Source organism: Pseudomonadota bacterium (assembly GCA_039033415.1).
GTDB lineage: Bacteria > Pseudomonadota > Gammaproteobacteria > Xanthomonadales > SZUA-38 > JANQOZ01.
The window spans coordinates 29,200-42,736 of the sequence record JBCCCR010000021.1 but is presented as its reverse complement, the minus strand read 5'-3'; the positions used below and the strand labels follow the sequence as shown (position 1 = coordinate 42,736).

10 protein-coding genes are annotated in these 13,537 nt (G+C 60.6%); 4 read left to right on the top strand and 6 right to left on the bottom strand.

The window, feature by feature from the left end; all coding sequences use genetic code 11:
* The first annotated feature begins 93 nt into the window (after window positions 1-93).
* Genes AAF358_17160 through AAF358_17150 form a run of 3 tightly spaced genes read left to right on the top strand, consistent with a single transcriptional unit; the run spans window position 94 to window position 2,917 of the window.
* The gene (locus AAF358_17160) at window positions 94-762 is read left to right on the top strand and encodes a TetR/AcrR family transcriptional regulator (protein MEM7707290.1); all 669 of its coding nucleotides are present in this window, start codon (window positions 94-96) and stop codon (window positions 760-762) included.
* Complete coding sequence (locus tag AAF358_17155) at window positions 759-1,808, top strand: CaiB/BaiF CoA-transferase family protein (protein MEM7707289.1); 1,050 nt, start codon at window positions 759-761, stop codon at window positions 1,806-1,808. Before AAF358_17160 ends, AAF358_17155 begins: the two co-directional genes overlap by 4 nt.
* A complete protein-coding gene (locus AAF358_17150) occupies window positions 1,769-2,917 on the top strand; it encodes a DUF819 family protein (GenBank protein MEM7707288.1) in 1,149 nt (382 codons plus the stop codon). The genes AAF358_17155 and AAF358_17150 overlap by 40 nt, the downstream gene beginning before the upstream one ends.
* On the opposite strand, the gene AAF358_17145 is transcribed toward AAF358_17150, so the two are convergent.
* The 6 genes from AAF358_17145 to AAF358_17120 all read right to left on the bottom strand — a co-directional run bounded on the left by AAF358_17145 (window position 2,907) and on the right by AAF358_17120 (window position 11,947).
* Window positions 2,907-5,012, bottom strand: coding sequence for a TonB-dependent receptor (locus tag AAF358_17145; GenBank protein MEM7707287.1), 2,106 nt, complete (start codon window positions 5,010-5,012; stop codon window positions 2,907-2,909). The genes AAF358_17150 and AAF358_17145 overlap by 11 nt on opposite strands.
* A gap of 96 nt (window positions 5,013-5,108) precedes the next feature.
* A complete protein-coding gene (locus AAF358_17140; protein ID MEM7707286.1) occupies window positions 5,109-6,704 on the bottom strand; it encodes a serine hydrolase in 1,596 nt (531 codons plus the stop codon).
* Window positions 6,698-9,106 carry a TonB-dependent receptor gene (locus AAF358_17135; protein MEM7707285.1) on the bottom strand — a complete coding sequence of 803 codons (2,409 nt, stop codon included), beginning with the start codon at window positions 9,104-9,106 and terminating at the stop codon, window positions 6,698-6,700. Before AAF358_17135 ends, AAF358_17140 begins: the two co-directional genes overlap by 7 nt.
* Before the next feature lie 229 nt (window positions 9,107-9,335).
* A complete protein-coding gene (locus tag AAF358_17130; GenBank protein MEM7707284.1) occupies window positions 9,336-9,785 on the bottom strand; it encodes a hypothetical protein in 450 nt (149 codons plus the stop codon).
* 28 nt (window positions 9,786-9,813) lie between these two features.
* Window positions 9,814-10,605 (bottom strand): DUF3100 domain-containing protein, encoded by a 792-nt coding sequence (locus tag AAF358_17125; protein ID MEM7707283.1) that lies wholly within the window; start codon window positions 10,603-10,605, stop codon window positions 9,814-9,816.
* Window positions 10,598-11,947, bottom strand: coding sequence for a serine hydrolase (locus AAF358_17120; protein ID MEM7707282.1), 1,350 nt, complete (start codon window positions 11,945-11,947; stop codon window positions 10,598-10,600). Before AAF358_17120 ends, AAF358_17125 begins: the two co-directional genes overlap by 8 nt.
* 228 nt (window positions 11,948-12,175) lie before the next feature.
* On the opposite strand from AAF358_17120, the gene AAF358_17115 reads away from it, so the two are divergent.
* Window positions 12,176-13,519, top strand: coding sequence for an acyl-CoA thioester hydrolase/BAAT C-terminal domain-containing protein (locus AAF358_17115; GenBank protein MEM7707281.1), 1,344 nt, complete (start codon window positions 12,176-12,178; stop codon window positions 13,517-13,519).
* The last annotated feature ends 18 nt before the right edge of the window (window positions 13,520-13,537 follow it).

Here is a 13,537-nt window from a genome sequence, read left to right as displayed (position 1 = left end):
CAGTACGGTTGTACTGTATTATTCCGCAATCCCGGCAGTGCGGTCAACGGTATGATGGCGACGCTTCGGGCAAAGGTAGAGGAAAGAACGCACATGTCGGCAAGCCAACCCGCCGGTCGAACTCAGGCCGAGCGAAGTCGAGAGACGCGTGAAAAGATCATCCAGGGCACGTTGCGCTGCCTCCAGCAGCACGGCTACGCCGGCACGACCGTCAGTCGAGTTTTGGCAGAGTCAGGGGTATCCCGCGGCGCCTATCTGCATCATTACCCCAGCAAGGCCGATCTTTTTCGCGATGCAGCGGAGCAGCTGATGCGAGCAGCCTATCGCCGGCTCGGAAAGGCGACACAAAGCACCTCTGGCGAACGCGAGACCCTGGCACGGATGTTCCGGGCGGCGTGGCAGGACGTTTTCAAGCAACCGGAAGCGGACATCTTCATCGAACTCGCGGTGGCCTCGCGCTCCGACGACACGCTCGCGCGAATCTTTCACCCGTTAGCGATGGCCTACGTCACCACGCTGCGCCAATCCGCGGGACATTACTTTGAAGGCCAGGGAACACAGGATCCGGCCGACTTGGTGATGCTGACACAGTGGCTGTTTCGGGGCATGGCCATGGACCTGCCGCTGGCAGACCAGCCCGATTACTTTGACCGTTTTATCTCTCTGTGGATCGAAATGATGTCGAGCCAGCTAAAGCTGCGCAATGAGCTCCCCGAGAAACCGCCCCGGCCTGCCTGGCCCGGCGACCAGGGCCAGTCATGACCAACGCTGGCCCTCTGTCCGGCATTCGTATCGTCGATCTTACCCGGCTGCTGCCTGGGCCTTTCGCCACGCACTACTTGGCCAGTCTGGGCGCCGAGGTGATCAAGGTGGAGTCCGGACCGAACGGCGACTACGCGCGGAACCTCAACCCCGCGCTGTACCAGCTGCTTAACTCCCAAAAGCGCGTTGTGTCGCTGGATCTTCGTTCGGAAGAGGGTCTTGAAGAACTGCGTGCGCTGGTTGCCGAATCCCACGCGCTGCTGGAGTCTTTTCGCCCGGGCGTACTGGAGGCGATGGGCCTCGCGTTGCCGGCCCTGCACAAGATCAACCCGGCCCTCGTGCTCGGTTCGCTCACCGGCTACGGTCAGACAGGCCCCTATCGGAACCGCGCCGGGCACGACCTGAACTACCTTGCGCTCAGCGGCGCACTGGATCAGTTTGGGCGCAATCAGGAGCGGCCTTCCCTCATCAACATCCAGCTTGCCGACCAGGCCGCCGGGGGCCTGACGTTTGCGCTTGGCGTCGTTTCAGCGCTGCTGAAAGCTAAAACGACCGGTCAGGGCAGTCACGTGGATGTTGGCATGGCCGACGCATCCATGGCCCTGCTGTCCGTGGCGGTAGCTGGCTGGAATACGTCAGGAGAAATCCCGCGGCGCGGGGACGAAGCGCTAAACGGCGGCCTGCCAAACTACGACGTTTACGTCTGTGCCGACGGGCGCTGTTTTGCCCTCGGCGCGCTCGAGCCAAAGTTCTGGCTAGCGTTTTGCCAGGCGGTGGAGCGACCGGACCTGATGCAGCTGCCCCTCGGGCGGGGTGAGCAGGGTGCGGCGCTTCGCGCTGCACTGACCGACTTATTTCGGAGCCAGCCGCGGGACTACTGGACCGAGCGGCTGCTGACCATCGATGCTTGCGCAACGCCGGTCCTCAATCTTGAGGAGGCTTTTGCCGACCCGCAAATGCGCCACCGCGGCGTGCCGCGTGGGGAGCCGGGTCAGCGGACCCTCGCGTGTCCAATCAAGGTGACTGCGCTGAACCCGGACACCTGAGCATGGGTTGGGCAGTGCCGATCATGATGCTCGCCACCTGCGGCTTAAGCTGGCAGCTCGGGAAAACTCGGATCGGAAAGCTCTTGTCCCCCATCATGGTGGTACTGATCCTGGCCGCGTTGCTCGCCAATCTGAATGTCGTTCCCCATGGGCACCCCAGCTATACGTGGGCGGCAGCCTTCCTGGTGCCGCTTGCCATTCCCCTGCTCCTCGTTCAGGCGGACCTAAAGCGCATTGCTCGCGACGGCGGACGCCTTCTCGTAGTTTTTTGCACCGGTGCCGTTGCAACCATGGTTGGCGTTATCGTGGCGACGGCCCTGATGTCCCTGGGCCCAGAGCAAGGAGCGCTGGCCGGGGTTTTTGCCGCCACCTACATCGGCGGTTCGGTGAATTTCGTCTCCGTCAGTCAGCTCACCGGATTTTCCGCTTCGGACACGCTGGGCGCGGCGCTGGCAGCCGACAACGTGATTAGCGTGATTTACCTCGGTTTGCTTGGTGTCGCGGCGGGCAATGAGGCTCTAGGCCGCTGGTTTGCGCGGGGCGGTGTACACGCCGAAACCGTTACCCAAGACCAACAGCCAGCGGCTAAAGTTCTGTCGCCGGGTACTTTCCTGGCGCTGGTGGCGGCTGGCGTGATCGGCGGTTTGGGCTACCTGTTCGACTGGGCCAGCGGCGGCTACTCCATGCAGCTCCTGTGGATTACGCTGCTTACGGTGGTCCTGGCGACGCTCTTTCCCCGGCAGGCTGCCGCGATGTCGGGTGCTTTTCCGATCGGGTCCATGCTCCTGTTACCGTTCTTTTTTGTCATCGGCGCAGGTGCAGACCTGGGCGCACTCACCGGTTCAGCGATGCAGCTCCTGGCGTTTGCGGCAGTGATTGTTGTACTTCACGCGATCATTCTCGGTGCTGCCGGGCGACTCTTCGGCTGGCCTCTGGAGTACCTGATTGTCGCCTCCAACGCTTGCGTGCTCGGTCCGGCGCCCGCCGCCGGCATGGCGGCGAGTCGGGGTTGGCCGGGACTCGTCAGTCCCGCGGTGCTGTGCGGCGTGTTCGGCTACGTAGTCGCCAGTTTTCTGGGTGTTGCGATCAGTCGAGTGCTCAGTAGTTGAAGGTGAGCGTGGCGCCGGTGAGCCGGCGCAGCCCGAGCGAGGCGCAGCAGTCGAAGTCGCCGATCACATCTCGATAGACGAAATACTCTTCGTCAAAGGCATTGTCGGCGAATACCGTCAGCGTCCAGCGATCGTTGCGGTAACCGGCTCGAAGGTTCACCACGAAGTAATCGCCCACCTCATCAACCGGCGCGTTTTGCAGGTCGCGCGCCAGATATTCCGACACGTGCTTGGCGTCGAAGCCGGTGAAAAAGCCGCTGTTGTGGTTGTAATCCAGCCCGAAGGCCAGGGTAAGGTCGGGCGACTCGGGAAAGTCGAGGCCCGTAAAATCGCCAGCGGTGCTCACGAAGCTGTCGAACTCCGTGTTCAGCAGCCCCAGCGAGACAAACCCCGTCAGGCTGTCGGAAAAGGTGATCTGACTTTCCAGCTCAGCGCCATAGAGCGATGATTCGCCCGCGTTCAGAGTCACCGCCGAGGTAAAGTCGCCGGGTACAAGCTGCACTTCTACCTGCTGGTCTTCCCAGTCGGTATAAAACACATTCGCGTTGAGGGTCGCTCGACCGTCAGCGATCACGCTGCGGTAGGCCAGCTCCGTCGTCCAGGTGTATTCGGCATCGAATTCAAACGGCGTACCGTCAACAGAGTCGACGCCCGCGCCGCCAATGCGAAAACCACGCTGAACGGTCAGCCCCAGGGAGCGGTCGTCCGCGAACTCCCATTCCACCCCAACCTTGGGCAAGAAATTTGTCTCATTGGCTTCTGAACGACCGGTCACAAAAATATCGGCCGCCTCCGGGTTGAAATTATCCCGCGAAAAGCTGATGTCGGCGTCTGTCTCAACCCGATCGATGCGGCCACCAACAACGGCGGTCCAGTCCCGGGCAAACGGCCAGTTGATTTCGCCAAACAGGGCGTAGTTCTTCAGATCGAAGGTCTGATTGGAAACGTCCTCCCGGCCGCCACCAAAAAAGGTCGAGCGGCGACGGAAGCTGGTGGTGTCTTCCTGAGAATAGTAAAAGCCGGCTACCCAGTTGCGTTCCCCGTCGCTGTTGAGTCGAAACTCTTGGGTGATCAGTTCCTGGTCATCAAACCCCAGCGTCGTAAACACCTCGCCCGGCGTACCTTCGTTGATGGAGGGCACCTCAAGGTCTGTCTGGTTGTAGGAGGTGAGCGACGTGAAGGTCAGCGGCCCGCCCATGTCATGGGTGATTTCCAGTGAAGCCGTATCGTTGTCAGCTTCACGGTTTTCCTGAAAAAACGGCAGTGAGGCGTTCAGATCACCGCGGCGCTCGCTATATTCGAAGCCAAGACCCGGGCCGGCAATATCGTCGTAAAGCGGTGAGTCCTCGGCTGTGGAGATCGTCAACAGCGCACGCGTGTCGCCAAAGTCGGCCAGCAGCTTACCGCGAATATTCTTGTACTCATCTTCGATAAAGTTATCGAAGCGAACGAACCGCTCATAGCCCGGATAGTTCAGATCGCTTTCCCGGGATTGGTATTCAGCGGCAATGCGAAAGCTCAGAATGTCGTTGATCGGTCCACCGAAAGCGATAGCGCCTTCCCGATTATCGTCCGATCCGCCCGTAATCCGCGCCCGGAAGTCCCACTCCTGAGTGGGATCCTTCGAGCGTACATAGATCGCGCCTGCCAACGAAGCGCGGCCACTTAAGGTGGACTGCGGGCCCCGATACACCTCGACCTGCTGGACGTCCCAAAGACCACGCCCGCCTCGTCGGGCCCCCTGAACCGTCTGCTGGGCGCCGTCGAGATAAATCGCCGCCAGCGGTTGCCCGCCCGGTGTCAGGCCCTCGCTATTCACACCACGGATGACAAACCCGGCGTCAGCCCAGTCGGCATCAATCACGTTACCAAACAGCCGAAATGCGTCCCGGAAGCTTTGAATATCTCGCTGCACGATATCGTCCGCCGTAATAACGGCAACGCTGGCCTGAGTGTCCTGAAGGGTCTTCGCGGACTTTTCGCCGTAGACCACAATTTCATCTAGCGTCCCGTCATCTTGCGCAACGGCGCCGTCGACGGTGAATAGGGCGAGCAAAATACCCGCTAGAGCGGGCGGATTCGGTTGATGAGGCATGGTCAGCTCCTGTACTCAATGGGAATCGTTCGCATTCTGATGCTACTCCGAACAACTCTCGCATACAAATTTAATATTTTTGTATACGAATCAGGTTTAGTCGTCAGCATCTCCACTTCGGCGAACAAACACCTCTGACCTGGCGAGCCAGCAGCTGATGCTGAGGGAGGTGACGCGTTGACCGGTGCGCTCAAACTTGAGCGTGAATTCTCCCGGGGGGTGATGGTCTAGCGCTCGGTAGCAGGGCAGAAGCCACAGGTCTTCGCTGACGGGTATGACCTTTAACGCAGGTGTACTGCCGAGAGGACCCAGGAATCGAATCGTCCGATCGAACTCCACAAGGACAGTCGTATCCAGCTTCGGGGAGTGGTAGCTGCCCAGATAGTCATAGCGGTCAGCCGGCGTCTCCACGACTGGCTCCAACGACAAACGATGGTTATCCGCCCGGTAAAGCAGTGAAGGCGGTTTGGTAAGACTCAGCTCAACGTCCCGGCTGGGGGACTCAAAAACTAACGCATCGTCCGTAGCGAACAGTCTGTCGGTGCGCCCGCCGCACGAGACCTCACGGCGGTTGTGCTGCTCACCTATCCCCACAAGCAGCTTTTGGTTGGAAGAGAACCACCGCTTCGAATCGCCCATCACCGTTTGTTCCGGCGATCGAACTGACCGCCCCAGCGCCAGCCGCGCCAGATTTTCAGCGATAGGCCCTGGGTCAGACATATGGTTAAACAGGACCAGCACACTTAAGGCTTGATCAGGGAGGCGCAGGCGAACCATGCGCCAACCGCGCAGCGCGCCGTGGTGGGTTTCAGTCGTGTCTTCATCGAGCTGGCCAACCCGAATCCCCAGCCGATAGGGAGCAACACGCCCGTCGGTGTATCGGAGGGGTTCCGTCAGCGAACGCACCGCGGCGTTTAAGGGATGTTCCGGCTCTTCGAAGACCTGGTTCCAACGTTCCAGATCCGCAAGCGTGCTGACGATACCCGCATCACCAAACCATTCGATATCGACCGTGCACGGAACTCGGCGGCCGTCCGGTGCGTATTCATAGCCGGTTGCCAGGCCCTCGAGTTTCGCGCTCGTAACGGGAGCCAGCAAGCTGCGATTCATCTTCAGCGGCTCAAAGATCTCGTCCCTGAGGATCTCGCTGAGCGGCTGACCGTAGACGCGCTCCGCCACATTACCCAGCAGCGCAAAGTTGGTGTTGCTGTACGCAAACGCGGAACCCGGCGGGAACATAAAGCTGAGCGGCGGTTTCAGCAGGCGCTGTGCGTCCTCGCTACGAAACGTCGAATCGGCCGTCGCACCGGTTAGCATCGCCTGGCACCAATAGTCACAGATGCCGCTTTGGTTACTGGCCAGATGGCGCAGCGTCGGCTGGCATTCATCGTCACGGTAAGCGGGCAAATGATCTGCCATCGGCTGATCCCAATCGAGCAGGCCGCGCTGCGCCGCCAGCGCAATGAGTGTTGCGACAAACTGTTTAGTGACCGAACAGATGCGAAATCGCGTGTCGCGAGTGAACGGCTGTGCCGTCTCCGTATCTGCCCACCCGAAGCCGCTCGATAACCTGATGCGCCCTTGTTGAGAGACGCTGATAGCGGCGCCCCCACCACCCGCAAGGGCCGGTCCCAGCAAATTCCGAGCGTCGGCCTCCAGCGCGTCTCCCAGGTTGTGCCCTCGCGCTACCAACTCAGCGTGACGCCGGCACCTACGACGCGGGGGTCGCCCATGACCACCGCGCCGCCGGCGGCCTCCGCGTTGACGAAGTAGTCCTCATCCAGCAGGTTTGAGCCAAATAGGAACACCGAAAACTCTGTGAAGTCGTAGCCCAACCGCGCGTTGACCGTCGTTCGCGAATCGTTTTCACGGCCGAGGATAAAGTTAGGCAGCAAAGGCTGGCTGTCAGACTGATAGTTGACGTCGACCGTTGCAGAAAAGCGCCCGACCGGATTGTAGGTAAAGCCAACGTTGGCGGTAAGATCGGGCGCAAACGCAAACTCGTTTCCGACCAGGCTGTTCCCCGTCGGAATCGTCCCCGGCATCCGGGCATCGTCCGTAATCTCCGTGTCCAGCAGCCCCAGCGTGCCAAAGACTTGCAGGCTGTCGGTAACGCGCGCAGAAAGCTGCGCCTCCAGTCCCCAGAGCTCGCTCTCCCCGACGTTGAGCACTACCGTATCCTGCGGCGTTGGGGTCAGCTGCACCTCCAGCTGCTGATCTTCCCAGTCGATCAGGAACAGGTTGGCATTGAACACGATTCGGGAATCCATCCAGGTGCTGCGAAAGGCAAGTTCATAGTTCCAGGCAAACTCGGTATCGACTGAGTAAATGAAAGACTGGACTGGATTAATACCCAGCCCCCCAGGCCGATAGGCGCGCTGCGCAGAAAACGCGAGCGACATGTCGTCATTCACCTCATAGCGGGCGACAAACTTCGGCAGGAAGACATCGAAATCGTCCTCCTGGCTGATATCGACCAATCCTAAGGGGTCAGGATTGCCAAAGGCCGCTGCCAGCGCCCCTTGAGCAAAGGCGGGATAGAAGCCTGCGATGGGTCCCGCAGCCGCGTCTGCGAGCGGGCCTGGGATTCCCAGAGCGCCAAGCCCCTGCGCGATCGCGGGCGCAAGCCCAGGATTACCGCTCGTCACGGCAAGAATGTCGGATTGTTCCAGAAGCCGATTGACCTGAGTGCCTCGGAAGCTGGCGTCCTCCTGCTCATAGCGGAAGCCCGCTGAAACCGTCCACTGATCGGTCAGGTCAAACTCCACATCCGCAAACAGCGCGAGCGTGTCGAACTTGGGTGCAAAGGTGAAATCGGTGGTCAACGGCAAAAAGGTGCCGAGCAGCAGCGGGTCGGCGAGATTGGACGGCACGGTCGGCGGCGTAGGAATACCTAGGGCTCCGAGGTATACCTGATCCAGTCCCAGCAGCCGAAGGTCTAGCGGAGGGACGGGAAATACCTGGCTGACCTGGGTCGCAGCATTCGCCTGACGCTCGGCGTACAAGAAACCAAACAGGCCACGCAGATTGTCACCGTTGTCAAACTGGAGACGAAACTCCTGCAGCCAGTCCTTTTCGTCCCGCCGATCCAGACGAGTCGGGGCTATCGGCAAGCCCAGCGCCGGTAGGCCATCAAAGTCATTGATCTCATCCGTTTCGAGATCCGCGTAGGAGCTCAGGGACGTGAAGATCCATTGATCGTTGATTTCATAGTTGAGTTCACTGCTGAACACGGCAAGATCGCGCTCGATGTCTGCCGCCACGTCGGTGATTTGGATGCGATCGCCCGGGTTAGCCGCAGACACCAGCGCGCTGCCGTCGTCCTCATCGCTTAAGGTTGCCGTCAGCCGCCACTCGAGCCCAGGGATCCCCGCCGGCTCCCAAAGTAACTTGCCGCGGAGCAGAGTGCTGCTTTCCTCGTCCCCGTTGCTGCCGTCCAGGCGCCGCACAAATCCATCGTTTTCAAGGCGCTGGGCCGTGAAACGAACCGCCAGTTCGTCCTCCACGAGGGGCCCGCCGACGGCGATCGAGGTTTCCCAGTTACCATCGGTGCCATAAGTCGCGCGTGCGCGGCCGCCCCAGCTATAGGTTGGATCAGCCGTTCGGACAAACAGCGCACCAATCAATGAGTTTCTGCCCTGAACCGTCGATTGCGCCCCTCGGAGCACTTCAATCTGGGTTACATCCCAGGCGTTGGAAATTGCCGCCCCAGCCGCCTGGTTCGGGATCACCGCACCATCCAGATAAAGCGTAGAGACCGGCGTGTTCGTCCCTGCCGTTACGCCCTGTGAGGACACGCCGCGCAAGGTGAACTGCTCATTGGTGCCGCTGCCGGTGGCTACAAATCCCGCGTTGCCAACGCGCCGGAGCACGTCCTCGATATCGACAATATTGAGGTCCTGGATATCCTGCTGGGTCACCACCGAAACGCTGGTGACGGTATCTTGCAGGCTCCGTTCGATCTTCTCGCCACGCACAATGATGGTGTCCAGAAGCTCTTCCTGTGCCCCATCTGTCGTATCCGGCGCTGGATCCTGCGCCAGCGCAGCAAGAGGCAGCAATGCGCCCACCCCGATGAATGCGAATCGCCTCATTTCCTCATCTCCAGTACGATCGTACTGTAAATAATATACAAACCTATAGTCGATTGCATCCAAGGGAGATTTCGAAGTTAGCCTGGCCGGTCAATGCGATCGTCGTTTGCAAGCAAGCAGGCGGCGCAGCCAGGTGTTGCTGCACCAAAACCGCGAGTCGGTGTTCGGCAGCCAGCCTCGGCAGGAACGGTGTTTTAGGTTTTGGAAATCCGCCGCATGACGCGGCCCACTAGGAACCAGTCAGCTGGAGCGCTACATGAGCCACAATGGCGGAACCGAAGTAGGTTCCCAAAAAGACCAATAAGGATATGAGAATCATCTTGTAACCGGTGGCGCGAAACAACGTCACCTCGCGACGACGCAGACTCAGCGCGGCGAACGCCAGCACTGGCGTAATCATCGCAACAAACCTAAGAGGCTGAAGGCTTTTTAGAAACCATTCGGAACCAGGGACAAACGGCAGACCCGCAAGCGTTGTGACCATGGAAATCCAGAACAGGTCTGGCAGCCGCGTTGGGATGGCAATGGCCACGACATACCCAATCAGCACTGCCCCACCGAGGAGCAGCAGACCGGGCAGCACCGCCAACGCACCGCTGAAGCTTAGTTCGGAACCTGCAGCTCCGAGGTGTCCCGCCCAGGTGAGCGTCAGGACGAGACCGGTGGTCCGCCCGATCATCCACAGCTCCGTTAAGGATCTGCGCGGCTCAGCCATGCGTGGGCCGACGCCGCGTGAGCTGACGATAGAGCCACTCGGTCAGCGGCAGGGTGATGAATATGATCACAAACAGATTGGAAAGGCCGCTCATTAAATTACTGGTGGCAGCCAGCGCCGCAATCTGATCGGCCATCTCCGGATAACTCGACGCCAGCGCGCTGGAGCATGCCCCGGTCATGCTGGCGCTGCCGGTGCCGCAGGCCATGGCGAGCGCACGCGGATCCAGCCAGCCCAGCGAGGCGATCAATGGCGGAAGAAAACTAAAAAAGGCGGCGCCGAGAAACGTCCCGCAAACATAGACGGCCATGACGCCCGTGGCTTCCGGGCTGTCGCCGCCATAGCGGCCGTAGATGAACGCCAACCCGCCCTCGCGGCCGATGGAAAAGGTGGCGCCGACGGACTCACGGCCCATGCGAAAAACCACTACCGCAACAGGCAGCGCAATCAGCATCGTGCCGAGGTTGCCCAGTTCCTGCAGCACGAGGGCAACGCCCACATCGGATATCTCCTCGAGGTTGGGGCCTATAAAGGCGGACAGAAACGCAATCAGCGGCATCACCGCAATCGGCAGCTGGCGGGCAGCAGACTTCGCTGCGTTATCGTCCAACAGGCGGTTGGCCCGGGCGTTGACGTTTGGGTTCAGGATTAGACCGAGGACAAACGCGAACACCAGCGGTAGCAGGACGATGGTCAATTCGCCCAAGGGAATTCGCACGATGCCGATCAGCTCAGCGGCAACCACACACACAAGCAATGCAAAGAAGAGTCGAACGCTAGCCACGGCGTGCGCTGAGAATTTTCTTGAGGACGTCGGGCAGACAACCCCGGGTGCCGTCCGCACCAAGCACGTGACCCAGACGGACAATCACCAAGTCGAGCGACGGCACAACAAACGTGTACTGACCGCCGACGCCAAGCATAAAGCAAGCGTCGGAGGGCAGCGGCCACGCGTCCTGAGGGGGATAGCGGTTCAGCCAGAGCTGGCCGCCGTAGATGGAATCTTCCCAGCCATCCGGCCCGGGTTCGGTCCAGTAACGGCCCGCCCAGGCGGGGGCTGGCGCGCGCAGCAATCGACAAAACGCCTCAGGCAGCAAACGCCGACCGGCAAACTCGCCGTTGTTAAGGAGTAGCAGCCCCAAGCGCACCCAGTCACGGGCAGTACCAAAGTTATTGCCGCTGGACATGAAGTTACCGTAGGGGTCAGGCTCCAGCACCAGCCTGCGTATGCCGATGTGATCGAATAGCTCCCGCTGAGGCCAGCTAAAATAGTCCTCGCCGTTCTCTCGGCAGTACTGCTGAATCAGGTAGCCGAGGATGAGCGTGTCGCCATTTTTGTAAGCGCCCAGCGTGCCGGGTGGCTGGGTTAGCGGTCGGGTCAGCGCCAGCGCAAAACAGTCGATGCCGGCGCTGTACATGTAGGCGTGATCGGGATAGCCGTCAACAGCGTCGTAGTCCGGCGCCCATTCGGCGCTGAACCCGAGCCCGCTGGACATCTGCAGCAGGTGGCGAACAGTGATGGCCCGCCGCGGATCGCCACTGCCCTGCCAGGCGGCGATCGGCGCAGGCTCATCGACCGCCAGTTCACCCTTTTCCACCAGGCGGCCAATCAGCATAGCGGTCAGCGTTTTGGCCATGGACCAACTTTGAAGCTGAGTTGACGAATCGATCCCAGGTCCATATCGCTCAAGCACCAGCTGACCCCGATGCGCAACCAACAAAGCCGCGGTTTGAGACTCAGGATGGCTTTCGAAGGCGATCGCAGCCGCGCTTTGCAGACCCGCCTGATCCCAGTCGCTGTCGATGGTTTTGGCCTGGGCATGGGCATCGCCAAGCGGCCAGTCTGTTTCGTCAGCTACGCCAAGGCGAGACGAGACCTTTGATGGCTCAAAAAAAATCTTGCTGCCGGCGACGGGGAGCAGCACCACGCCCTGATCTCCGGCCAACACAGCACGTCGGCGAAGGCCGCCGGGCAAGCTCGCCTCAACCGTCTTGGCGGCTTCATCGATCGCAAACTGAATCGGCTGACCCTCCAGCCGCGCCTCAACCGTGGTCCCGAGTAGATGCTCCAGCGGCCGGCCGGAGATAAAAATGCCTGAGCAAATGGCCTTGGCTGCCAGCCCCAACGTGAGCAGACTTTGCTCCGCTGTCGTGAGCGTCGAAGCCGCGTGCTGCGCGTAGTCGGCTGATATTTGGTCTTGACGCTTAATGGGTCATGTTCCGCTGGTTTTGAGGTAAGAGTATTCCCGGCGAGTATTGGGCGACCAGGCTGGGGAAGTTCAAATTGTATATTTTTGGCGTGAAATTGCACACAATATGAAAATGACCTCACCTGGAACGACATTCTGTTGCGCTTGAAATTACCCGATCAGGTCCTGCAGCAGGAAGATGCTGAGTTAGTTCTCATTCGGCTCAAGCCGGGCGAACCCGTCAGCCTGCGCTGCGAAACCGTCGATAACGAGCAGCGACTCTGGTGCAGCAGCGTCACGTTCCTTCCGTCGGGCGACGCCATCTCCACCCGGCTGGACGAGGCTACGGGCAGCTACGACGGCGCCGATGTTGGCGGCCTGTACTGGGCGCTGCAGCCGGCGCAGCGAGACTATCTAAGTGAGGTGTTGTGCCGGCACGAGCCACTTTGGCCGCAGCTCGGGCCACTTGAACCACTGGTTTATCGGGTATCGGCGCGGCAGGGTGAGCTCGAGGCGGAACAAACCCTAGTGCGGCATCGCGTGGCGCCGGATGTACGTGTCACCCGGCTTGGAGGGCCTATTCACGGGCTCCTTTTCGAACCACGCGACACGCCGGCGCGCGGCAGTGTGCTGGTGCTGGGAGGGTCGGAAGGGGGTGTTGTACCCGGCCGCGCGGCCGCGCTCGCGGCGGAGGGTTTCGCCGCACTGGCGCTGGCTTATTTTCAGTACCCCGGTCTGCCCAGGTCCGGCCTCAACCTTCCGCTGGAATACTTTCGATCCGCAGCCGACTGGCTGCGGCAGCGCCATTCGCTGCCGCTCTGCATTTGGGGAGCTTCGCGGGGATCCGAAGCGGCCATGCTGAGTGCCATAACATGGCCCGAACTTTTCGATGCCGTCATCGCGTGGGCGCCCAGCCATCTGGTGAATACGGGTTTCGAGATGGCCGCCGGAGAAGACTTCGCGGCAGAAACACGGGCCATGTGGACCCTGGATAGCGCGCCGGTTGCCGGAGTACCGTTGGCGGCGCCGGATGTTGAACGACGGAGGCGTCGCGCTGAAGCGATGCAGCAACCTCCAGGCTATGCGTTCAGGGGAGAGTTCCAGGAGGTGTGGGTGGCACAGGACCAAAGCAGCCCCTACGCCATACCGGTGAACCAACTTCGGATTCCCATGCTCGCAGTGGCGGGTGAAGACGACCGGCTATGGCCCTCTGCCAAAGCATGCCGTGCTCTAGAGCAGAAGATGGCCCGCGGCTGCGGCTCCTTTGAGGCGGTTTACCTCGCAGACGCCGGACACGGTATCGGGATGCCGAACGATCCCCGCCCTTTTTCTCATCTCATGCACTGGAGCGGAGGCTATTCAGGCGTGGAAAACGGTTTTGTTCACTATGGCGGTACGCCGCAAGGAAACGCGAAAGGCGCGCGGCTGGCGTGGCGCAAAGTGGTCGAGTTTTTAGGTGAGCACCTGGTGTCTCAGGCATCTCGCCACTCGCGGAGGTTTGCGCCATGAATCGGTTGAGCAGGTTAA